At 39.0% G+C, this 22,508-nt stretch carries 20 protein-coding genes; 11 read left to right on the forward strand and 9 right to left on the reverse strand.

Features of this window, described 5'->3' with window-relative positions:
• The first annotated feature begins 58 nt into the window (after positions 1-58).
• Positions 59-907 carry a transporter substrate-binding domain-containing protein gene (locus tag B1F84_RS17820; protein WP_131692290.1) on the forward strand — a complete coding sequence of 283 codons (849 nt, stop codon included), beginning with the start codon at positions 59-61 and terminating at the stop codon, positions 905-907.
• Between the two features lie 704 nt (positions 908-1,611).
• On the opposite strand, the gene B1F84_RS17825 is transcribed toward B1F84_RS17820, so the two are convergent.
• From B1F84_RS17825 to B1F84_RS17845, 6 genes are all read right to left on the reverse strand, one after another.
• Complete coding sequence (locus B1F84_RS17825) at positions 1,612-2,526, reverse strand: NYN domain-containing protein (protein ID WP_131692291.1); 915 nt, start codon at positions 2,524-2,526, stop codon at positions 1,612-1,614.
• A gap of 55 nt (positions 2,527-2,581) precedes the next feature.
• Positions 2,582-3,115, reverse strand: a complete 534-nt coding sequence (locus tag B1F84_RS17830) for a hypothetical protein (protein ID WP_178957004.1) — start codon at positions 3,113-3,115, stop codon at positions 2,582-2,584.
• Positions 3,115-3,255: a hypothetical protein gene (locus B1F84_RS17965; RefSeq protein ID WP_165489696.1), complete on the reverse strand. Its 141-nt coding sequence runs from the start codon at positions 3,253-3,255 to the stop codon at positions 3,115-3,117. The genes B1F84_RS17830 and B1F84_RS17965 overlap by 1 nt, the downstream gene beginning before the upstream one ends.
• 365 nt (positions 3,256-3,620) lie before the next feature.
• Positions 3,621-4,400, reverse strand: coding sequence for a hypothetical protein (locus B1F84_RS17835; RefSeq protein WP_131692292.1), 780 nt, complete (start codon positions 4,398-4,400; stop codon positions 3,621-3,623).
• A gap of 1 nt (position 4,401) precedes the next feature.
• Complete coding sequence (locus B1F84_RS17840; protein WP_131692293.1) at positions 4,402-4,890, reverse strand: hypothetical protein; 489 nt, start codon at positions 4,888-4,890, stop codon at positions 4,402-4,404.
• The gene (locus B1F84_RS17845) at positions 4,887-5,555 is read right to left on the reverse strand and encodes a hypothetical protein (RefSeq protein WP_131692294.1); all 669 of its coding nucleotides are present in this window, start codon (positions 5,553-5,555) and stop codon (positions 4,887-4,889) included. Before B1F84_RS17845 ends, B1F84_RS17840 begins: the two co-directional genes overlap by 4 nt.
• Positions 5,556-5,968: 413 nt before the next feature.
• On the opposite strand from B1F84_RS17845, the gene B1F84_RS17850 reads away from it, so the two are divergent.
• From B1F84_RS17850 to B1F84_RS17870, 5 genes are all read left to right on the forward strand, one after another.
• Complete coding sequence (locus B1F84_RS17850) at positions 5,969-6,448, forward strand: PD-(D/E)XK nuclease superfamily protein (protein WP_131692295.1); 480 nt, start codon at positions 5,969-5,971, stop codon at positions 6,446-6,448.
• A 311-nt stretch (positions 6,449-6,759) separates the two neighbouring features.
• Positions 6,760-9,912: a DEAD/DEAH box helicase gene (locus tag B1F84_RS17855; protein ID WP_131692296.1), complete on the forward strand. Its 3,153-nt coding sequence runs from the start codon at positions 6,760-6,762 to the stop codon at positions 9,910-9,912.
• A 221-nt stretch (positions 9,913-10,133) separates the two neighbouring features.
• Entirely contained in the window at positions 10,134-10,844 is a 711-nt protein-coding gene (locus B1F84_RS17860) for a hypothetical protein (RefSeq protein WP_131692297.1), read from the forward strand.
• A complete protein-coding gene (locus B1F84_RS17865; RefSeq protein WP_131692298.1) occupies positions 10,828-11,697 on the forward strand; it encodes a hypothetical protein in 870 nt (289 codons plus the stop codon). The genes B1F84_RS17860 and B1F84_RS17865 overlap by 17 nt, the downstream gene beginning before the upstream one ends.
• Positions 11,698-11,699: 2 nt before the next feature.
• Positions 11,700-12,746 carry a hypothetical protein gene (locus B1F84_RS17870; RefSeq protein ID WP_131692299.1) on the forward strand — a complete coding sequence of 349 codons (1,047 nt, stop codon included), beginning with the start codon at positions 11,700-11,702 and terminating at the stop codon, positions 12,744-12,746.
• Here B1F84_RS17870 and B1F84_RS17875 read toward each other — a convergent pair.
• The 3 genes from B1F84_RS17875 to B1F84_RS17885 form a co-directional block, all read right to left on the reverse strand.
• Positions 12,743-13,324 carry a hypothetical protein gene (locus B1F84_RS17875; protein ID WP_131692300.1) on the reverse strand — a complete coding sequence of 194 codons (582 nt, stop codon included), beginning with the start codon at positions 13,322-13,324 and terminating at the stop codon, positions 12,743-12,745. The genes B1F84_RS17870 and B1F84_RS17875 overlap by 4 nt on opposite strands.
• A 359-nt stretch (positions 13,325-13,683) precedes the next feature.
• Positions 13,684-15,273: a S24 family peptidase gene (locus B1F84_RS17880; protein ID WP_131692301.1), complete on the reverse strand. Its 1,590-nt coding sequence runs from the start codon at positions 15,271-15,273 to the stop codon at positions 13,684-13,686.
• A complete protein-coding gene (locus B1F84_RS17885) occupies positions 15,270-15,869 on the reverse strand; it encodes a class I SAM-dependent methyltransferase (RefSeq protein ID WP_131692302.1) in 600 nt (199 codons plus the stop codon). Before B1F84_RS17885 ends, B1F84_RS17880 begins: the two co-directional genes overlap by 4 nt.
• Positions 15,870-16,332: 463 nt before the next feature.
• On the opposite strand from B1F84_RS17885, the gene B1F84_RS17890 reads away from it, so the two are divergent.
• The 5 genes from B1F84_RS17890 (at position 16,333) to B1F84_RS17910 (ending at position 22,357) form a co-directional block, all read left to right on the forward strand.
• Positions 16,333-17,115, forward strand: coding sequence for a transporter substrate-binding domain-containing protein (locus B1F84_RS17890; RefSeq protein ID WP_131692303.1), 783 nt, complete (start codon positions 16,333-16,335; stop codon positions 17,113-17,115).
• A 35-nt stretch (positions 17,116-17,150) separates the two neighbouring features.
• Positions 17,151-18,662 (forward strand): extracellular solute-binding protein, encoded by a 1,512-nt coding sequence (locus B1F84_RS17895; RefSeq protein WP_131692304.1) that lies wholly within the window; start codon positions 17,151-17,153, stop codon positions 18,660-18,662.
• Positions 18,663-18,806: 144 nt separating this feature from the next.
• The gene (locus B1F84_RS17900; protein WP_131692305.1) at positions 18,807-19,751 is read left to right on the forward strand and encodes a calcium/sodium antiporter; all 945 of its coding nucleotides are present in this window, start codon (positions 18,807-18,809) and stop codon (positions 19,749-19,751) included.
• 127 nt (positions 19,752-19,878) lie between these two features.
• Positions 19,879-20,610 (forward strand): transporter substrate-binding domain-containing protein, encoded by a 732-nt coding sequence (locus B1F84_RS17905; protein WP_131692306.1) that lies wholly within the window; start codon positions 19,879-19,881, stop codon positions 20,608-20,610.
• A 142-nt stretch (positions 20,611-20,752) separates the two neighbouring features.
• Positions 20,753-22,357 carry an ABC-F family ATPase gene (locus tag B1F84_RS17910; protein ID WP_131692307.1) on the forward strand — a complete coding sequence of 535 codons (1,605 nt, stop codon included), beginning with the start codon at positions 20,753-20,755 and terminating at the stop codon, positions 22,355-22,357.
• Positions 22,358-22,508 lie beyond the last annotated feature (151 nt).

Here is a 22,508-nt window from a genome sequence, read left to right on the forward strand (position 1 = left end):
CTACTTTTTAAACAGCACCAGTCACAACCTAATGGCTAAAAAGGAGCGACCTATACACATGCATGTGATGTTATCAGCTAAATTAAGATACCTTATTTTTACCGCATCTTTTTTGCTGATGGCTTTGATGAGTGATTACAGCTATGCAATTGAAGCAATTCAACCCAAAGACGAGCAGCCCTCTAACACCGCAACATTAAATATAAGCACCGGCGAATGGCCCCCTTTTTTAAGTGAATCATTGCCTAACCAAGGTGTGATTGCCCATTTAATCACCGACTTATTTGCACAAGCCAATATTAAGGTTAACTTTACCTTTTTACCCTGGCCGCGTGCTTACCACGACACCATTAATGATAAATACGCAGCCACCGCCGTATGGATGTTTGAACAACAACGCACTGAGGATTATTTTTACAGTGAGCCGGTATTAAACGAGCGTTTTGTATTTTTTTATCACAAACAACGCCCATTTGATTGGCAAAATATAAACGATTTAAAAGGCTTATTACTCGGTGGCGGGCTTGCTTACAGCTATGGCGAAGAGTTTGATAAAGCCCTACAAGCGGGTCTATTTGATATGTCTCGAGTAAGTACCACAGAGCAAAACTTTAAGCGCTTAGCCATGGGCAGAATTGATGCCTTTGCCGAAGAAAAAAGTGTAGGTTATTACACCTTGGCCAGTAAGTTACCTAACTTATTTAGCTCAATTAACCATCACCCCAAAGCGTTGCTCATAAACCAAAGTTTTATGATGTTCCCTAAAAATAACGAACAGAGTAAACAGCGGCTTGAAATTTTTAATCAGCAATTACTTAAATTTAAACAAAACGGCCGTTATCAAGCCTACTTTGATGCGTTAGATAATGGTGACTATCAGCCCACAAATAGCGCCTTGGCCGACTGACCTGGCACGGGTTGCGGGCTATGAGCTAGGTTTTAGGTAATAGCAAAAGCTCGCTGCTCGTCACTCGAAGTCCGCAGCCCGTAGCCTTCTCATTTACTCCTCATTCGCTTCTCTGTGGTCAAATAGTTTTTAAGTGATTTATACACCACAGAGGTTAAGAGGCGCTGCGCTAAAAGAGTAGGTATTAGATTTTAGGTATTAGCACAAGCTCGCTGCTCGAAGCCCGTTATCTACTCATTTACTCCTCACCCGCTTCTCTGTGGTCAAATAGGTTTTAAGTAATTTATTTACAAAGAGGTCATGAGACGCTGCGCTTTTAGAGGAAATACAAAAAGCTATATATTGATCTGTAGCAGCGATTTTACATCGCGTATTTATAGGCATTTGCATTTTACCCGCGCCTCGCTGCTCGTCACTCGAAGCCCGCTGCCTTTATCAATGTAAGCGTTAAGCTTGCTGACGCGAAAAGCACCGCTTTTAAATTAGGTTACTTTCACGCCATTATTCGCCTCACACAATGAGGCGAATAATGAGCTTAATTGCCTCACTGTGTGAGTTAATAAGTTGAAGTCGTAGAAACCATTTTTAGCTGTGATTATTTTAAACGCCAATTTCGGTTTCGAGCAACGAGCGACTGGCAGCGAACACATCCACGGCCTTTATTAACGCAGACGCACAACTTGCTGACGCGAAATGCACCGCTTTTAAAAATAAAGATTTACTTGCTCAACACTTTTGCACTTATTAGTGTTTAATCTTTCACTACTACCTGCTTGTGAGCAATAAAAAGTAACTTGCGAGCCCACTTTATATTGGTCACTCCCGCCTGATAACTTACTTACACTGAAATGAAAATCGCCATAGTCTGAGGCGATAAATCCAAACCCTCTATTTTTATCAAACATACGGATCTCACCAAACATACCGCCTTTAACATTAGGGATCTGTTCTTTAGCGAGTTTAATAAAGCAGCGGTCGTGGCTTTCTTCTGCAATTTCAAAAAGATTTGGCTTCTCTTTGATAAGCGCCTTTAAGCTAGTAACACTGTAACTTCTAAAATCAAACGATGAATCGAGCATTTTAAGCGCACTACCTAAGTCACCTAAATAAACAGGTTCATTCTTTTGTACACAACGTTTATAAGCCGTAATCAATAATGTATTTAAATCTTTAAAAGCTTCTGAGTCATCTTTGTCTATTAAGTTTTTTGAAAATACAAAATTATGGCAAGCTTTAATAAGCCGCCCTGGCGTGCTTTCATTACCTATAGCCATTATGTGTAATCCTTTCTCTCTTATCCGCTGTGCTAAGCTGTAAAAGCCACCGTCACTCGATACAATACAGACTCCATTAATTCGTTGGTTATTATTTATAAGCTCAATTGCATCCATCACCAGTGCATGGTCAGCAGCATCTTTACCATAATGAAATTGTTGTTTGGGACTAGAGGCTGTTTTATGTAGTATGTTCTGCCAGTTACTGTGTTGTACAGATGTCCAATCCGCATAGACCCACTTAATTGCCACCGTGCCATATTTTTCAACTTCGTCGAGCACCGCTGAATAAGTGTTATAAGACGCATTTTCTCCATCAACTAAAACAGCAAATATTAAACTCATTTTTAATCCTTAAATAAGGGCAAAGAGCTGCCTAGTAAGCAGCTCTTACAGTTAGTTACTTACAAGCACCAGGGACACGGCATGCACAAGTTGAAGGAACATGACATGCATGATCTTCGCAACGTGCCATTTGTACTGACTCCATTGGATAAAGCTCAGCAGTAGGAAAAGCACCAAAATGCTTCTCATATACTGCTACCGTTGCATCAAATGAGCTTTGTAATTTGGATTGATCTTTATCACCATAGATTCCAAAATACGGATAGTGATGTAAGTAAAAACCGAATAAAACGTCACAATCATTTGTGTAACTTTGTGTATCTAAAATATGCTCGTGCCAAAACTTATCAACTAACTTGCTCGGAACGAGTGATAATTTGGGATACCACTTTTTAAGTGATAAAAATTTGCGGTATTCAAGTTCAGCAAAATCACACAGCTCATCATTCCAAGTTGCTTCAGCTGATTGCGTCAATTTCCATTTCAGTTTTTCAAAGTTCAGTACACAAACAGCAGAATGTAATTGCTCGTATATATTTTTACTTAACTGAAAAGTAGGCGATGGTTTAATTTCTACTAATTGTTCCATTAATTATTACCTCCATTTTTATTCAATTGCTTACCGCGATTCCCATGCACTTTGGCATATTGCTGATTCACACCCTCGTTACCTTTATTCGCATTTTTTTGGTTTGCTTCATTATCAGCAGGGCTTATTTTTTTAGCCATTACAGCCTCCTAAATTTAATTATTATGTGAACAACATTATTCACCTTCGCTTTAAATAGGATTCAAGATTTTTGCGAGCAATAAATGCCACAGGTTGAAAAGTTCCATTTTTGAATACGAAAATCAAACGGTAATCACCTAATTTAAAACGTATTAGTTTAGGGTTTATAGTGAGTTTTCGGCCGCCAATATCTCTATAGTTATGACTTTGTAAAAGATGACTATATATATCTTTAGCCTCTGCTACGTAACGAACAGATTGACATTTTGGGAGGGTTTTAAGTAAACGATTCATTGATTTCATTATTAAACTCCAGTTGGTTAACTGAGTTCAATAATGAACTTGTGCGGAGCACTACAAACACTTAATTCAAAATATTGTGTAAATACTCCCATGCATCTTTATTCTCATTAATTTGAGCATCGATGCTATCACTTAATTCTTTAACTAATGGAAGCTGAAGTAGGCGTTTATCAGTTACATTTTGAAGGATGCTCTTAGCCTCTATGCACTCTTTAGACTTAAGTTTTTTATCCGCTTTAATATAATTTTCTATAAAGCTATGCCAATTAACGTTCCTATCATAAAGAACACCAAGAGGGGATAAATCGGTATTACCCGCTTTTAAACTTTGAAAAGGAGACGGCAGCTGCTCAGTGAATAAATTAAAGTTATTATCAATCAATTTATTTTTAATGTTCTCGAATGAAGATTGAGATACTCCAAAAAACAACATTTCTGCACTGAGCTCTTTTTTAGCGAATAGGTCTAACAGTTTAAATTCACGCTTATTAACTGATGATTTGGTAGCATAGTATTCTTGAAATATTTTTTTTGTACCTGCAGTACCCACCAATGTATACAGACACAAAGCATTATATATAGAGGCTCGTCGACCACGAATCACTCTATGCTCAACACGCTTACCATAATTAGGTAAGCTTGAAGCAATAATCGCCTTTCTATATTCAAGCATGCGGCTATTTGAAACATGCTTATCGGTTGATTCTTTATGCCCTTTTGTAAATATATTATTTAACGCATCATGAAGCTCTTTCGGTAACGTATCAGAAACTTTTTGTTTGATGTATAACTTTGCAATTTGAGGAATAAGTTCAATTTCAGTGTCAACTGTCTCAGCCATACTAGTACACTCTATCGCACAATATGTCTCTTAGTTCCGAACGCTTGTAATATTCATCTTTTGCGCTTGCAACGAGTTCATTCACAGCGGCCATGCCTTTTTTACAACTATAATAACGCTTTGTACTACGGTAACGACTATTTACTAAAACAAGTTCTCTATCGTAACGGTTATAAACTGCCTTAATAGCGCCTAAACAAACGCCCATTTTAATTGCTTCAACCTTCGATAAGCTAAATATACCTAATAAACTATTTTTATCTTCAACAACCTCTGAGCATGCAGCTGCGATATTATAAATCTTTTTAGCTTTCACCAAAGCCTCTCCTGCGCATTCTCCAAGCTCTATAAATTGTTTTTTATTAAATAAAACAAAACTCTTTTCTTCTACTTTGGAATACTCATCGCACCCATAAGGCAACTCACTTTTGGCATAACTAGGCTGAGGATATAAAATTAGGATAAGAGCTAAAACAATAATATATTTCACTGCTTAACCTCCTTTCTACAAAACTTAAAGGCATGCCAAATAATGCCAAACGATATAAACGTATCAAAAATTAAAAACTGTTCATAATTAGTGCTATCTTCAAGCATTTCGAGCGCACTAAATAAATCCACCCCTTTAGAGGCACCAATAAAAGCCATACTCAAAAATATCAAAAGTAAATAGTAAATATTTAAAATAACAACTTTAAGTAACGAATTAGATGCCATAGCAAACCAATAGCGTTTAATAGGGTATGCCTTTAAATTAACCCTTAACGAATTTAAATTGAATAAAATTAAGCCAACTAATAAAGTTCTCGAAAATCGTTCAAGTGGCGTTATCGTGTTGTAGCTACCTACCCCATTAATAAGCTCATTATCAAAAGGTAGATAGTGAATAGAAATAAAAAGAAATGAACAAACTAAAAAAATAACGATGTGCAACAAATGGTTAAAGATACCAACTGATTGATCTCTGAAAGTATATAAATCTTTCGGATTTGCAAACTTCCAGCTTCGACGTTTTTTATTTAAAAATGACAATTCATCCCTAGTAAGTGAAACAAGTTTATGTTCGCTTTGTTCAGTATAAGCTGGTTTACTTGTCTGCTCTTGGGCTGAGGAGGAGTGATCGGTATATTCTGTATCTGTAGTAGCTGATTGCATCTACATTCCTTGTAAACAATTTTTACTAATTATGCCAATTTTTTAATATAAAACAATAACCTCATTACTTTCGTTACTTACTTTAATGATCATTAGATATTGTAGAGTGTAATCTAGCTCGTACACTGGTTTTTAATTGCAATTTTAGTTATATGTCGCGTTGGCGACGACAACCAAAGTGTGATTTGTCTTTAAATCAACTCTGCTGCAAATAATTCATCCCTGAAGCTGGGTCACTGTCGGCATCCATGCCTTCACTTTCTCAAGCTGCAAAGCTGCGCTTTGGTCATTCGTCACCTCGGCGCTCCGGGCAGTTTGCACTTTCTTCAAAACTAAATATAAATATTGCGGTTACTTTGACTTTCATCCTTTTTTTAGTATGTTAATTGTTCAACTATAAAGGAGAAAGCTACATGGATGGTCAATTACCATTATTTGATGAAATACCAAATAAGTATGAACATACAGGCTCGCCACAAGAATCAAACCGTAAGTTTTGTACAGAACTAGAAGAAGACCTTACATCTATTGGCTTTACTGAATGTACAGACTCTCAACCTCAACAGCAGAAATATATTAAGCGTGCAGTCTATCAAGATATGTACGGCAGTACACGCCACAGTACTTTTTTGATACATCATAAAACTAAAGGCTTATTAAGAATAGAAGCTCATAGACAAGTACAAAGCGGCTCTGTCGACCAAAAATTCCCATTCTTTTATGAGTCATTAAGTAATGCACCCGAGAGAACTGTAGTTATTGTTTTCGATGGAAAAGGCTATAAAAAAGAAGCATATGACTGGTTATTAAAACAAACCAAAAACCATGCCGATAAAATCTTCAAAGTGTTTGCTTCAAAAGAAGACTTTCTTAATTATCTTATAAACGAGTAAATGTCGCGTTGGCGATGGCAACCAAGGGGCGGATAACGCCAACCGCCCCTTGGAACCCCACGGCGCCCCGAGCATTTTGCTATTTCCTTAAAGCCTAAATTGATATAAACGTAAACGCCGTGTATTCGCCATCCATGGCGAAGTCACGGCTTTAATTGCATCCATGCAATTAATTACTCATCAATTGAGTCTTTTCGGGCAAAATGACGGGGAAATTTTCTTGGCAGCAGTCTTTAATTCAATAATGAGTTAATGCTTGTTTACATTGCATTTTTTAGTAAACTGAATGCTCGCAAACAGGGAGCGATTTAATGCAGCAAATTGGTATTTACGAGCAGTTAATTACACAAGTAATTGAGCAGAACTTAAATCGTGACCAATTTTATGTGGGCGAACGCCAGCTAGAATCGGCTGAGGCGGCTACGTGGCTTTCGCGTTTTTTAGGCAAGCTGGTTGAACATGCAATTGATGCAATCCCTAATTCAAGCGAGCGTTTACAAGAGCAAATAAACCTCGCAAACAGCCTTGTTCTGTGGCTTAAAGATCATATTCGCGATGACGAGCTAATCAACGAAAACCTTATCGACAGCCAAGGCCGTATTCTTACTGCACTGTTTAATACTCAAAACCCTATTGCTGCAAATCTTAAAGATTACTCTCACGATATTTTTCCGCTAACAGGGCTTACCCAAAGCGAGTTATTTAGCGGAGCTAATGCAGGTATATCGCTCGAAACCGAGCTAAAGCGCGAGATTAAATCATCCGACACTATTTACTGGCTTGTTTCATTTATAAAATGGACGGGGCTGCGCATATTTAAAAATGAGCTTGAAGCGTTTACTAAAAGCGGCAATAAACTCAAAGTAATTACCACCTCGTACATGGGTGCAACGGATGCTAAAGCGGTTGAGTTTTTAGCAAGCCTGCCAAATACCGAGGTAAAGCTTAGTTACAACAATCAGCAAGAGCGCTTGCATGCAAAGTCATATTTGTTTATGCGTAATACGGGTTTTCATACCGGTTATATTGGCTCGTCTAATTTATCGCATTCGGCGCTTACTAGCGGCCTTGAGTGGAACTTAAAAATTACCGCCCAAGAGATCCCGCACATCATAGCCAAAACTAAAAGCACCTTTGAAACTTACTGGCAATCGCCAGATTTTGAATTATTTACTGGCAAAGCTGAATGTAAAGAAAAGCTCATAAATTCACTTAACGAGCAACGCGGTGTTGGGCAATCAAGCAGCCAGTTTTATTTTGATATAACACCAAAAACCCATCAACTCGCTATTTTAGAAAAACTAAGCGTTGAGCGTAGCGTTCATGATCGCTTCAAAAATTTAGTGGTTGCTGCAACGGGAACTGGTAAAACAATAATATCGGCATTTGACTTTAAAGCCGTTTACGATAAAAACCCAAACGCACACTTTTTATTTGTAGCCCACCGCGAAGAAATACTCAAACAAGCGCAAAGTGCTTACCGTGGTGTACTTAAAAATAACGACTTTGGTGAGCTGTGGGTGGGTAACTACAAACCACAGCGTTACAACCAACTTTTTGCGTCAATACAAACATTAAACAGCCAAATTGAATCGCTTAATTTAACTCCTGACTATTACGATTACATAGTTATAGATGAAGTACATCACGTAAGCGCCGCCAGTTATCGCACTATTTTAAATCACTTTACGCCCACAATATTACTTGGCTTAACCGCCACGCCAGAGCGACAAGATGGTGCCAATATACTCGATGATTTTTGTGGCGTAATAGCCGCTGAAATTCGCTTGCCAGAGGCAATAAACCAACGTCACTTATGCCCATTTCAATACTTTGGCTTAGATGACGATACAGACCTAAGCCAAATAACATGGCGTGGTGGCCGTTACGATATAAGCGAATTAAGTAACCTTTATACAGGCGAGAACAGCCGCGCAAACAAAATTATATCCAGCCTTGCTGATATAGTGACTAATGTTCAGGATATAAAAGCGCTGGCATTTTGCGTAAGCCAAAAACACGCAGAGTTTATGGCGTCTAAGTTTAACTTAGCAGGCATAAACGCCGATGTGCTGACCAGTAAAAACACCAATGAACGCGCGGCCAAACAACAAGCACTGCGACAAGGTGAAATACAAATACTGTGTGTAGTTGATATTTTTAACGAAGGTGTCGATATTCCAGAGGTAGATACCCTATTATTTTTACGCCCGACCGAAAGCCTAACGCTGTTTTTACAGCAATTCGGCCGTGGCTTGCGTTTACCAGATAATAGCCAAAAGCAATGCTGTACCGTACTCGACTTTGTCGGTAATGCCCGTCCAGAATACGACTTTGCCAGTAAATTCCGTGCATTGATTGGTAAAACCAACCAACCAATAAAAACTGAAATTGAAAATCACTTCCCGCATTTACCGCTGGGCTGCCGTATAGAGCTACAAAAGCGTACACAACAAACGATTTTAAAAAATATTCAGCAAGCTATAAACACTAAACGCCGACTACAGCAGCTTATAAATAGCTATTCACAACATACCAATGATACGCTTACGCTAAGTAATTTTTTACGTATAAACCCACAAGTCACACTTGAAGATATATACAAACCCAAAGATAAAAAGCTCGGCGGCTGGCACTGGCTAAAGGGCGATGAAATACCCGCAGGGCAAGGCGATATTTACGCCGCATATTACCGCGCAATCAACACCCAATTACTCGGCTGCGACTCGCTCAGTTACTTATCCTTTTTACGTGATTTATGTAACAACAACTTTAGTTTTACGCCAACAGCTCAAAACCAACAGTACGCGCTTATGGCGCATTACAACTTTTGGGATACCACTGGCGCAAGTTTAGGGTTTAAAACCCTTGAGCAAAGCTTACAGGCACTTAAACACAACGAGTTACAGCAGGAACTTGCACAAGTGATTACGCTGTTAATAAACCGCATTCATCAACAAGAAAGCGATTTAGCATGCTTACCTAATCACGCAATCAAATTACACAGCCGCTACACGCGCCAACAAATACTCGCAGCATTTGGGGCACACACGTTTGATAAAAAATCGACCGCCCGCGAAGGTGTTTTAGAATTTAAAAACCAAAACCTAGAACTGTTATTTGTAACACTCAACAAGTGCGAAAAAACCTACTCGCCCACCACGCTGTATCACGACTACGCAATCAGCCCCACCCTGTTCCATTGGCAAACGCAAAATAGCGCCCGCCCAGAACACGGACGCGGTCTTAGTTATATTGAACACCAAAAAACAGGCAAAACCATACTGTTATTTGTGCGTGAACAAGGCAAAGACGAAAACGGCCGAACTATGGGGTTTGTAAACTACGGCGAGGTTAAATACCAAAGCCACAACGGCAGCCAGCCGATGAATATAACATGGGAATTAATCAACCCCATGCCAAGTGAAATGTGGCATGAGGCTGGGAAATTAGCGGTTGGGTGATAATTTGAATTTTTATTAACCTTTTCTACTATACCTCAATTACAGACGGTCAGGAATATAATGTTTGAAGTCAGGCTTTGCCTCCTTAGAATCTCACGAAACAGCATTGGGGTTGATACAAAAACACTGTTTTTAGACAATATTTGTTTAAATTATTTTTTCTTAGTTGTTTTTATGCCATAGTTTAAAAAGTATGTTACTTAACAGGGAATTAATACGAAATGTCTAAACAGGCAATACTCATTTACTGCATCATTTTTCTTTTAGCCCCGCAATGTTTTGCTGAACGCTTGGCTACTCTTTCAAAAAATAGTTTTAATGAGCACTTTAGTTCAGTCGTTCCGGTTTCTGGCAATGTTTTAGTTGGTGCTGTTTACTCATCAACGAGTACTAATAATAAGTTTTTTCTTGATACGACTAATGGTATTAGTGATTTTTGTTTTAAAGTTTCATCTATTAACGGTACATATATCTCAGAGAATGATTATAAACTGATTGAGTCTACTCCAGATAAAAGCAATAGGGTTTATATAGAGTACCCCACTAAATTTGAAAAAATAATTACAGCTTTTAATATTAATCAACTGGCTCCTCTTGCTACAACCGGAAGTTGTGATGATCAACGTTATCAACATGTTTTGCTTTCCTCTCGTGCTGTAAATGTTGATGACTCGCAAGTTCTTTTTATGATTAGTTCGGGTCGAAGTGAAGTTTTTATGCAGCTTAAATCTGCAACAGGAAAGCGAATTAAAGCAAAATGTGAACGTTTAGAGGAAGGTAAACGCACTTCCTACGACACAATTTGTGAAGTGCCTGCCTCAACCATGTCTGAAGATACGTACAATATTAAAATTGCACGCCGTAAGAACGGCCGCAGCTTACCCGCTACAACATTTACCTTACAGAAAAGCATAAATGAAACTCACGATTGAACGGTTAATAATTCTTCTTCGTAGTCAAAATAAAAAGCTTAATGCAGGTTACGCGTTAATTTTTGTTGTAGGAATTATCGCTGCTTTTATTTTGTTAGGGGATCGAACCAATATTTATAGTGTAAAAGGCAATACACAGGCTATAACCATAGACACCACGGGTGCATTGATCAATCAATGGAGATTCTCTGAAGGTGTATTAGTTTCTGAAGAGTTTTTTATGGAACCTATTGATTTATCATTGAATAGATCTTTTGAATTTGCCCCTGGTACTAAACTTCGCATTACATCGATTAATAATGTGACTAAGCATCAGCTACTGATCACCGGAAGAAGCGATGACGTAATGGGTGAACTAATAGCAAATAATTCGGCACAACCATTATCTGGTTATGTAGAGATTGTGCTGACGCTTTCGAGGAACTTTGTTCTTCCCTTTGAGGGAACTGCATTTGTTGGCGAAGATGTAGGTCAAAATGTTGAGTCATTACTACTCGCAGGAGAGGTCAATATATTAGAAAGTCGGTTTCTATCTTCAGGTCGATACCCAGGAGAAAGCTATACCTTAGACACAGGAGATCGAATTTCAATAGTCGATAACGATGCTGAATATGTATCTAAAGGCTTTCTACGGATAACTCAAAGCGACGCTTTTTATTTTTCAGTGGTGTCCGAAGGTGACGGTGTACAAGTAACTAGATTTGGGAATGAAGATTTACTTATCACCCCTTCTGTATGGAGTCGTGTTACCAAAGACCCCGTGGTTGCTGCTATCACCTCATTATTTGCACTCATGTTTTTACTGCTAGAGTTTGCGCTTCTTTTAAAACAAACGTTATTAAATAAAGAGTAAAAATGATAAAACAATTAAATTCACTACTCCTTTTGCTTTTGTTCACGTTTTCAGTGTTGGCACAAAACCCCACCCAAATTTATATTGAAGGTGACGACATTGGGCAAGGCTTTTCGGTTAAACGTTTGAATCTCTGTTATTTTATTGCACCGAACCATGTTGTTGCAGAGAGTGTTTTTTTGACCCTTAAAGGAAGCGATAATCTGCGTTCATTAGGTGACGGGCAAACTTTACAACCTTTTGGCTATGATTTAGCTGTTGGCCATATTGCCGGTTCATTGTCTAATCAATGCGGTATTGAGTTTAATGCACTGTCAGTTAATCAAACCGATATTGATAAAGCGAAAACGGTGGTTGTATCAACAGTGAATGCTGATGGTCTTATATCAAGAACTCCGGCTGTGGTTCAAGAAACGGGGCTTATTTATTTAACAATAAGCCCACAAGATGAAAAACAAATTTTTTTTAAAGGTATGAGTGGCAGTTTAGTTTACGCTCAAGGCAACCCAATTGGTATGCTACAGTCTGTGGAGAGTGGTTATGGGTTTGGTAAAGTATTAAGGCTAGATCGATTAATAGAGACGACCGCTCCGTTTTTTTCTTCTAGCTTAAAACAGCCTACAGTACAAAAAATACAAACTGAATCGTCGCAAACCGTAGAATTTATAGTTAGTTATTGGAACTTACCGCCTACGAGTAATGAATTGTCGGCACAGTTAATTTCAGATCAAGATAAAAATACGTACTATGAAACCCAATTACAAGGTACCGCGGAACTTGATTTATCTTTTAAAGCACATAAAGATATCAAAGGTATCAGGTTATCTCTACCAAATAATTCTGGTATTAAAGATATTGAAGTATTGGTATCTAGAAAAAAGTCAGGAAAAAGAGGGTGGATATCGTCTGCAAGCAACACTGTTTTGCCAAGTAATAATGAGGTTATTATTAATTTGCAAGGTGTAAAAGCCCAACGTGTTAAACTAAAAATATACTCTAGTTGGAATGACAAAGGGCTTATTAGGATTTCAGAAGTTCAGGTATTTTAAAATAAGTTAATAACCGCGGGAAACTCTTGTTTGTCACACGATATTGTGCCTTTATAGCTAAGGTCTTCCGCTAATTTAAATGCACCTTGACAATTACTAGAATTTAAAAAGAGATTTAGACCAGAGATAGTGGAGCTTTTATCTGTATTAGAAACATGAGTATCATTGACAAGTGTAGCTCTGTCTTTATCGTAACTTATAACCTTAAATAATACTTTACCTCCAAAGTAGTTATAAGCTTTTAGAGCTTTTTCATTATCTTCAGGCTTTGAAAGCAAAACGACAAAGCTGTCGATTTCGGAAAAGCGGTTGCGGATTGTTAATGCAACCACAGACTCATCTGAAGCATTTATACCAGTAGAAAATGCAAGCTCCTTCATTGCTAAGTCTTTTGAGTTTTGCATTGTGTCTATTGCTGCAAGCCTAAGAGCGGGATCAGGGCTTTGTATCAATGTTTTTAGTTCATTAATTTCAGCAGCTCGTTTTTTTATTTGTTCGATTGCAGACTCAGCAGATACCGATGAGGTTGATATAAATAAAAGCGCTGAAGTAGCCACTCCAAAAACTGTTTTTAACATAAATATAAATCCTTTGAATGATATTCCTAGTGAAGCTTAAACTAACCAATTTTTAACTTTAAAACAATAATTTTTAATGACACTTATCCACCCTAGTTAATTAAAGCATTTCCTATCATGCCTTGAAGTGCAATTGCGAACTAACTTGTATGAATATACAAAGTGTAGTTATGACTAAAACTGATCAGATAAAGGCTATTTAAGTTAAAAACGCGATAAAACCTCGAATAGAGGTTTTTAATCCCTCAAGCCCAAACGCCACATTGAAAATACATACGAAATATAAACTCACATCTACACATTTAAAAGCTTTTCGCGCGAGCAAACTCTGCACCCACAAGTTAAAGCGCGACTACAAACTACTCTGCCACCACTTGTTTAAAGCGTGCGAACGTTCGCATGCTTTCATCTGCAATCATTACTTCGTAATCGGGGTTTTGAGCAATTAGCTCATATTGCCCATTAGATAATTTATTAACTTTGCGCAGTAAATACTGCCCTTCCCCGCCTATATCATCCCGCTCTATAGCGACTATTTGGCCGCGCAGCGAGCCTGCTTTATCGGACGTTATAAGCTCAAGTAACAATAAATCACCATCAAGTATTGGGTGTTTACCGCCATTCATTGAGTTACCCGATGCGTGCGCTAAAAAATGCACTTGCGGGTCGAGCTTGCCCGCGCCAAGTGGTGCGTCCATCAATTCCATATCGCTTTCATCCCCTGTTTTAAAATGCCCACAGGCTATTTTTATATTGGGGAAGTACGGCAGCTTTAATGCATTATCTATTGATTTTAAGCTAACTTCGGGCTTAGCAACTTGATTTAACTCAGGTTGTGATGCATTTGGGAACGTAAACAACTCAGCAGTTGGTTTTGCTTGTTCGAAACTGTTTTTGCCAAGCCATAATTTAGCACTGCTTGATTCGGCAACCTGATACGCCCAGTTACTTACTGCAAGCGATTTATCAGCATCGCAATAAAAGTAAGGTTGCAGTTTATTCGTTATTTCGGCTTTATGAGTATCAAGATTTTGTTCTAGCCAGCGGTCGCGGTGAGCAAAAGCTGCGAGGTGATCTCGCTTATTGTTATTACAATCAGCATGCGCAGCAACAAAGTTATGTGCTAAGTCGTTTGGATAGCGCTTAAAAGGAATAAAGTGATCGATCTCTGGCGTTTTTTTAGTTTCTTTTTCGTTTTTTAGATTCATTGGCTTTTGGCAGTAAAAGCAAAGCCCGTTTTGAATATCTATCAATAGTGGAGTTACCACTTTTAACGCAGTTCTGTTACTGCCAAACAAGAACTCTTGTAGCTGGCTTTGCGATCCTAATAGTGTTTGATTCGCTTTTATAGTTTGTACTTTTTCTATCCATTCAGTAACACTAAGATGCACAACCAAATCGTAAAAACGCCTAAAACACTGAGCTATACCAGCATTTAAAACAATTCGCTTGGGCTCTCTGCCTTTACCTAAAAGTATATGGGGATATAAAAAACATTCTTCTTTACCCGAAAGTAACTGTAAGCGCCAAAGAGGGCCATCGATAAATGTTCGCCTAAGAGAACTAATTACTTGGTTATATTGTTGGTAGTTTTTGAATGCGTTGTAACTTTTCACACCTGCATTTTGTAGTTTGTAAATTTCGGTGATGAACTTTGCCTGTCCTTGGCTATTTTGCTTTAACAGCATGTCTTCAGTATTAGTAATAATATCGGTAGAGTGCGCAGCGTAAGGCATTGAGTGGTTCCAATAAAGTTGAATAAATTTATCGACTAACGTGTCGATTTTTATTTCCATTGGAGCACTCTGATCTTCATTTTGCTGTTCTACGCAAATATCAGCAATAGCATGTAATAGTGCATATTTATAAGTTGCGGTGAACTCTCCCTCAACCAGCATGCGCTGAATATAGGCAATAAAGTCGAGTTGTTGCTGCATTGCGCCAATCATAAAACGGGCACTGCTTTAATTAGGGCATTGAGCCATACTTCACTCTCGCGCTCTGGGCGTTGGTCAACCGTTTGCCATTGTTTTAGTATTTTAAACTCGGTGTGGTGGGTAATTAGCGCGGTTAGGCCATCTTCATTTAAATCGGTAAATTCACGGCCATTATGCACGCGTTCTTGCGTGCCGTATTTAAACGACACATACAAAACCCCGTTTGGTTTTAGGGCATTTTGCAGCTTTAAAAACACCTGCGGTAACTCTACTTTTGGCACATGCAATAAACTGGCGCAGCACCAAATACCGTCGTACATATTTGTACAGTTAAGCTGCTGAAAGGTTTTAACCTCTACGGCTTGTTGTAAGTAATTACTGGCTAACTTTGCAAGCTCGGGGCTTGCATCAAACGCGCTAACAGTAAAACCTTGCTGTTTAAAATACATAGCATCGCGGGCACTGCCACAGCCAGCATCTAAAATATGGCCATGTTTAGGAATAAGCGGTAAAAACTCAGCGTAAAGCGCCGACATATCAACATTAAGCGTTGAGTCGCTAAAAGTTTGTGCATGTTGATTATAGTAATTGAGTGTTTTAGTAGGCACTAAATTCACCGCTCCTTGGTTTATTTATTAACAGCGCAAGCTATTAATCTGGCATTCATTTATAACTAATCTACAGTATCAACATTTAAAAATATAGAGCTACAACAATATATACGCCCTAAGTAGTATGTTTTTATTACAAAAAAGCACTGTTTAACTGCTATAAACCAATGTTATTTACACTTTTACCTATTAACTCTACATCTTTGAAAGTATTAAAGTTATATAAACGCCTCGGCGCTATTTGAATGAGTAGCAATAATTAAACACTTACCTTAATCCACACTAAAAACATGGCTGTTATTTACCCTGCAGTGTAATAGTATGAACACGTATTGCACCGTTCATTTATTGGTCAGCGAGGTGTGCTATGTTTACTCATAAGATCGCTCTTCAGCGCTTACTAGTATAAATAATGTATTGGCTAGTGTGGCTGTGCTTAAGTTCCGAGGTGTTACTTACAATGAATGTTAGGGTTAGGTGGTTTTTAGCTGTACTTTTAGCGCTTTGTTTAGGCGTGCCTAGCAGTGGTTGGGCGTCGAGCGATATTAAAAAAATTGTACTGGCTACCGACACTATTGACGGGCTGGTAGAAAAAGACGGCTCTGGCCTTTACGTTGATATGCTGACTAAAATTTTTGCTGCGCAGTCGATTGAACTCAATATTATGATTGTACCTCAGTCGCGTGCTTATTGGTGGACGGCTAACGGCAATGCCGATGCTATGTTAAGTGCAAGGCAAAATGAGGTGGAGGGGTTGTACTTTCCGGTTTGGCATTACGATATTACTTTTGTGTCGGCGATGTTTAAAAAAGATCGGTTTAAAGATTGGCAAGGCGAGTATTCTTTACAAAACAGATCAGTGGGTACGTTAAGGGGCGCTAACTACAATAATTATTTGTATGTGCCGATTGATTTGCAGCAGGTTACCCAGCGAATTGAAGGCGTTAAAATGCTTAAGCTCGATAGGCTTGATTTCTTTTTAGATAACCGTAAAGCGCTGCAGCAAACCCTGATTGCTAACGCCACTGAGTTATCAAAAATGAATTTTGACCCGCAGCAGTATCAAATCGAAAACATTGTGCCTGTAAAACAATACATTGCCTTTACCGATAACGCGAAAGGCCGCGAGTTAGCACAAATTTTTGATGAAGGATTTGCTAAGTTACTTGCCAGTGGTGAGTTAGAAGCGCTTTTTATTGCTTACAACTATCTGCCTTTTCCTTTTCCACAAAATATAGACTAGAGTAGTAATTACATATTGCTGTGGTTGAGTATTTTATGAAAGTTGTGTTTGGGTTAGCTCTAAGCTTAATATTGGTATTTCAATGCGTTGCACAAAGTAACCTGCCAGCTTCTAATATAGAAAGCCAACCCAGTACAGTACTACAAGCAAACACCCAGCTTAATATTCTCACCGTTGATTTAGGCACTCTTATTAGCCAGCCGCTAATACAAAGGGGCTTAGAGTTTGAACAGCAAACCGGTATTAAAGTTAATGTAACTAAGGTGCCTTTTGGTCAGTTATATAACGAAATAAGTAAAGATTTAAGCTCGCCAACCAGCCAGTACGATATTATTGCCTATGCATCGCAGTGGATGGTTGATTTTGCACAAAACAACTATCTAGAGCACCTAGACACCTACGTGAGTGCCGATCCTCTAATTCAGTGGAATGATGTATCGCGCTTTTTTAGAGATTTTAGCTCTAAATATAATGGCCAAATTTACTCCATCCCTCTCGATGGCGATATACATTTGCTGTATTACCGCCTTGATATTCTTAAAAAGTATGGCCTTACCCCACCCAGAACCTGGGATGATTACCTTGCTATTGCAAAGCAATTACATGGGGTTGATATGAATGGTGATGGCGAGGGTGACTTTGGCTCATGTATTTCTAAAAAAGCCAATGAGCAGTCGTATTGGTCGCTGCTATCTATTGCGGGTAGCTTTTTGCAAAGCAAAGGAACATCGCAGGGGATATTTTTTAACACCAAAACCATGGCGCCGTTAGTAAATAACGCGGCATTTAAAAAAGCCTTAAAAGTTTATAAGCAAACCACCGAATTTGGCTCTGCTGACGAGCTTAACTTTGACACTAACGATGTAAGGTATGCGTTTATTAACGGACGCTGCGCCTTAGCAATTGAATGGGGCGACATTGGCACCATGACCGTGTTACCCGAATCTAAAGTAAAAAACAAAACAGGGGTAAGTATATTACCGGGGTCAACTGAGGTACTCAATCGTAAAACAGGTCAGCTTGAGCGATGTAATGCTACCCTTTGCCCATTTGCTATTGGCGATATTAACTATGCGCCTTATGCCGCGTTTGGTGGCTGGGTAGGTTCAATAAACCGCGCCAGCAGTGCTGGCAAAAAAAAGCTGGCTTATGAGTACTTGTCGTATGTTGCTCAGCCTTTGCAATCTAACGAGGATGTAACCAAAGGAGCCACGGGCATGAACCCATACCGTACCTCTCAATTGGTTAATCAGCAAAGTTGGCTTAAGCAAGGGATGAGTGAAAACACCCTTCGCTTTTATTTAGGTTCTATTTCTAAAACGGTGAATAATGCCAATATTATTCTTGATTTAAGAATTTTTGAAAACAACCGTTACTTTAGAGACATACTCGACACCGAAGTAGCTAAATACTTAAGACATAGCCAAACCGTAGACCAAACGGTTGAAAACATTGAAGCCGGCTGGAATAAATTAACCGATGAAATTGGCCGTGAAAAACAATTAAAGGCTTATCGAGCGTCATTAGGCTTAGTTGCAACCCCTTAGGTACACAGTTAGAGCATATTATTAAAACTAACCACAAAGCTTTTATACAAATATGTTTTAAACTATGCTTTGTACTCGCAAAATTTGTAGCACAAATTTTATAACCAAGTCACAATCAAGCATTCACTTTAACTATTTAATTTTATGACTAATTTTCTATATTTGCTACTGGGTATTGGGCTTTTAACTTTAGGCGGAGAAGGCTTAATTAGAGGAGCCTTGGCTGTAGCTAAGCGCTTTAAGTTGTCACCCTTATTGAGCGGTTTATTAATTGTTGGGTTTGGTACCTCAGCACCAGAGCTGGTTGTATCGATTGAAGCTGCCTTAAGCGGCCAAGCTGACATTGCCGTTGGTAATGTGGTGGGCAGTAATATTGGTAACATTTTGCTTATTTTGGGCTTATGTGCGGTGATCACACCACTTACTATTTCTCCTTTAGGACTAAAACGAGATGCCTCAGTGATGTTGCTGTCCTCGGTTATTTTTAGTTTATTGGCTATTAATCATTTTATTAGTGTTACTGATGGCGTATTACTACTTTGCGCCCTCTTGGCTTATTTAATTTACACTTATAAAAGTGAGCAAGCGGCACAGGCTGAATTACATAAAGCACAAAGCACTGAAATAACAGCGTTGCCTAATTCTTTATGGTTGAGTGCAGGGTTTCTGGTCGTTGGTTTAACACTATTAATTATTGGTTCTAAGGTGTTACTAATTGGCGCTACCGGTTTAGCATTGGCTATGGGGTTATCGGAGGGGGTAATTGGCTTAACCATAGTTGCTGTAGGTACCTCGTTACCTGAGCTCACCGTCTCTGTTATTGCCGCATTACGTAAGCATGCCGATGTGGCTGTGGCTAATATTTTAGGTAGTAATATTTTTAATATGTTGGGTATTTTAGCTATCTCAGCAATATTGCAGCCATTACCGCTCAGTTCTCGCATAGTTAATTATGATCAGTGGATATTATTAGCCTGCTCTTTGCTTTTATTGCTATTTTTATACACAGGGCGACGTATTGCCCGAGTTGAGGGCGCACTATTATTAACAGCATATGTTGGCTATTTAGCGTTCTCAATTAGTCTGTAAGTAAGGCTAATTGATTTTGCTCTTTAGGGTGTGTTGACCTTAATTATTTTGCTAACAAATATGTTTAAACAGGCTAAATCTTCAACTTGGTTTATACTAAGGTGTTGTATTTTTTTAGAGTAATAAAATGCTAAAAATCGCTTTTGTTGTATTACTAATCTGTAGCTGGAACGTATTTGCCTGTACCAAAACACTCATTGTGGGCACTAATGAGCGCAACTGGCCACCCTATGTAATTGCCGTTAATGATAAGCTAACCGGCGTTGAAATTGATGTAGTAAATACGATTTTTAGCGGCTCGTCGTTTTGTTTAAAGTTTATGTTGCTGCCTACCTCTGCTCGCGCTTTTGAAGAGCTAAAAGAAGGCCGTATTGATGTTACTTTTGCAGCCAGCATAGCCCCAGATAGGCAAAGTTATGCCTATTTTAGCGATACTTATCGCGATGAAATAATGCGTGTATACAAATACAGCGATTCACCCGATATAACTAACCTAAATGATATTTTTTATAGAGATTTAACTCTCGCTACTGGTCGCGGTAGTTATTATGGCGCTGCATTTGCGCAGTTTAAACAAAATCATCCTGCTCACGTTATTATGATGCCCACAGCCGATAAACGCTTTGCAATGCTTAGTAAAAACAGAGTGGATTACGCAATAGAAGACGAAGTAGCAGCACAATATTTTATAAACCAACATCCAAGCGTTGAGCCAGTAACTAAAATGGCGGCCATTAATAAGAGTTCTATACATTTAATGCTAAGTAAAAAAACCATTAGCCAAGCCGAGTTACAAACTATAAATGAGTTAATTAAACAAAATAAATCCGCTATAGAAGCTATTTACACGCATTACTAAACGCGTAGATTATTCTTTTACCTTTCATCTTGAAGCGCGGATCTGTATAATTCGCGGCCTATTATTTACTCTATTGCTTGTTTATTTATGCGGCGCCTTGCTGCAGCTTAACCCTGCCATTAATTTTCTAGGATTACTTTTTTTGATCTCCACCGCAAATATTACGATGCAGTTTGGCGCAGAGCCGTTGTTTGAAAACATTTCAGCTAAATTTGGTAACGGTAACCGTTACGGTTTAATTGGCGCTAACGGCTGCGGCAAGTCGACTTTTATGAAAATTTTAAGCGGAGCACTAACACCAAGTGCGGGTAATGTGTCTATTACCCCGGGGCTAAAATTAGGTAACCTAAGCCAAGATCAGTTTGCGTTTGAGCAATACAGCGTTGTAGACGCGGTAATTATGGGCGACGTTGAGCTTTGGAAAGTAAAACAAGAGCGCGACCGTATTTATTCGTTGCCTGAAATGAGCGAAGAAGACGGCATGAAAGTGGCCGAGCTTGAAAGCGTATTTGCTGAGATGGACGGTTACACCGCTGAAAGCCGCGCAGAAGAAATACTACTTGATGCGGGTATCGATAAAGAATTTCATTATGGTTTAATGGCAAACGTAGCCCCTGGTTGGAAATTGCGTGTGCTTTTAGCACAGGCGCTATTTGCTAATCCTGATATTTTGCTACTTGATGAGCCAACCAATAACTTGGATATTCATACTATTACGTGGCTTGCGAATGAGCTTAACCAACGTAAATGTACCATGATTATTATTTCCCATGACCGTCACTTTTTAAACTCGGTATGTACGCACATGGCCGATATTGATTACGGCGAGCTGCGTATTTACCCAGGTAACTACGAAAAGTACCTTGAAGCCTCAGGCTTGCAACGCGAACAGTTATTAGCTGAAAACGCGAAAAAAAGCGCTGAAATAGACGAGCTGCAAGACTTTGTTAACCGTTTTGGGGCTAACGCTTCTAAAGCAAAACAAGCCAGCTCACGCGCTAAAAAAATGGACAAAATTAAACTTGATGAAGTTAAGTCATCAAGTCGTATGAGCCCGTCTCTTAACTTTGACGAAGGCAAAAAGATGTATCGCCAAGCGCTTGAGCTAACACAACTTGGCCATGGGTTTGACGGTGAAACATTATTTACCGGTGGCGACTTATTGCTAGAAGCCGGTGCTAAATTGGCGGTTATAGGCGAAAACGGTGTGGGTAAAACCACCTTTTTACGTTGTTTAGTTAACGAACTTGAAAGCTTACACGGTGAAGTTAAATGGTCGGAAAACGCGACTTTTGGTTACTGCCCGCAAGACAGCACCAAAGACTTTGATAACGACTTAACTTTATTTGATTGGATGTCGCAGTGGCGCACTGCTAAACACAACGATTTAATGGTTCGTGGCATGTTAGGCCGTTTATTATTTACTGCGGACGATTCAAATAAAAAAGCCCGTAACTGTTCAGGTGGTGAGAAAAACCGTTTGTTATTCGGTAAGTTAATGATGCAAGACGTTAATGTACTGATAATGGATGAACCAACAAACCACATGGATATGGAAGCCATTGAAGCGCTTAACAATGCCCTAAAAGACTTTCAAGGCACGCTTATTTTTGTAAGCCACGACCGTGAGTTTGTATCGTCACTAGCAACCCGTATTGTTGATATTAAAGACAAGCAAGTAATTGACTTTCAAGGTACGTTTGACGAATACCTAGCAAGCTGCGAAGAAAATACTAAAGTTGCTTAGGTTTTAGGTTGAAAAATAGCCTAACCATTTAAAAGCGGTGCTTATTTAAGCGCCGTTTTTTTGTGCCTGTATTTCGGGGTTCGGGGTTCGGGGTTCGGGGTTCGGGGTTCGGGGTTCGGGGTTCGGGGTTCGGGGTTCGGGGTTCGGGGTT

This window comes from Pseudoalteromonas sp. DL-6, assembly GCF_004328665.1.
Taxonomy (GTDB): Bacteria; Pseudomonadota; Gammaproteobacteria; order Enterobacterales; family Alteromonadaceae; genus Pseudoalteromonas.

What these genes read in the sequence shown, in the direction of transcription:
- B1F84_RS17820 (WP_131692290.1), top strand. Translation starts at nt 59, where the DNA reads ATGCATGTGATGTTATCAGCTAAATTAAGATACCTTATTTTTACCGCA.
- B1F84_RS17825 (WP_131692291.1), bottom strand. Translation starts at nt 2,526, where the DNA reads ATGAGTTTAATATTTGCTGTTTTAGTTGATGGAGAAAATGCGTCTTAT.
- B1F84_RS17830 (WP_178957004.1), bottom strand. Translation starts at nt 3,115, where the DNA reads ATGGAACAATTAGTAGAAATTAAACCATCGCCTACTTTTCAGTTAAGT.
- B1F84_RS17965 (WP_165489696.1), bottom strand. Translation starts at nt 3,255, where the DNA reads ATGGCTAAAAAAATAAGCCCTGCTGATAATGAAGCAAACCAAAAAAAT.
- B1F84_RS17835 (WP_131692292.1), bottom strand. Translation starts at nt 4,400, where the DNA reads ATGGCTGAGACAGTTGACACTGAAATTGAACTTATTCCTCAAATTGCA.
- B1F84_RS17845 (WP_131692294.1), bottom strand. Translation starts at nt 5,555, where the DNA reads ATGCAATCAGCTACTACAGATACAGAATATACCGATCACTCCTCCTCA.
- B1F84_RS17850 (WP_131692295.1), top strand. Translation starts at nt 5,969, where the DNA reads ATGGATGGTCAATTACCATTATTTGATGAAATACCAAATAAGTATGAA.
- B1F84_RS17855 (WP_131692296.1), top strand. Translation starts at nt 6,760, where the DNA reads ATGCAGCAAATTGGTATTTACGAGCAGTTAATTACACAAGTAATTGAG.
- B1F84_RS17860 (WP_131692297.1), top strand. Translation starts at nt 10,134, where the DNA reads ATGTCTAAACAGGCAATACTCATTTACTGCATCATTTTTCTTTTAGCC.
- B1F84_RS17865 (WP_131692298.1), top strand. Translation starts at nt 10,828, where the DNA reads ATGAAACTCACGATTGAACGGTTAATAATTCTTCTTCGTAGTCAAAAT.
- B1F84_RS17870 (WP_131692299.1), top strand. Translation starts at nt 11,700, where the DNA reads ATGATAAAACAATTAAATTCACTACTCCTTTTGCTTTTGTTCACGTTT.
- B1F84_RS17875 (WP_131692300.1), bottom strand. Translation starts at nt 13,324, where the DNA reads ATGTTAAAAACAGTTTTTGGAGTGGCTACTTCAGCGCTTTTATTTATA.
- B1F84_RS17880 (WP_131692301.1), bottom strand. Translation starts at nt 15,273, where the DNA reads ATGATTGGCGCAATGCAGCAACAACTCGACTTTATTGCCTATATTCAG.
- B1F84_RS17890 (WP_131692303.1), top strand. Translation starts at nt 16,333, where the DNA reads ATGAATGTTAGGGTTAGGTGGTTTTTAGCTGTACTTTTAGCGCTTTGT.
- B1F84_RS17895 (WP_131692304.1), top strand. Translation starts at nt 17,151, where the DNA reads ATGAAAGTTGTGTTTGGGTTAGCTCTAAGCTTAATATTGGTATTTCAA.
- B1F84_RS17900 (WP_131692305.1), top strand. Translation starts at nt 18,807, where the DNA reads ATGACTAATTTTCTATATTTGCTACTGGGTATTGGGCTTTTAACTTTA.
- B1F84_RS17905 (WP_131692306.1), top strand. Translation starts at nt 19,879, where the DNA reads ATGCTAAAAATCGCTTTTGTTGTATTACTAATCTGTAGCTGGAACGTA.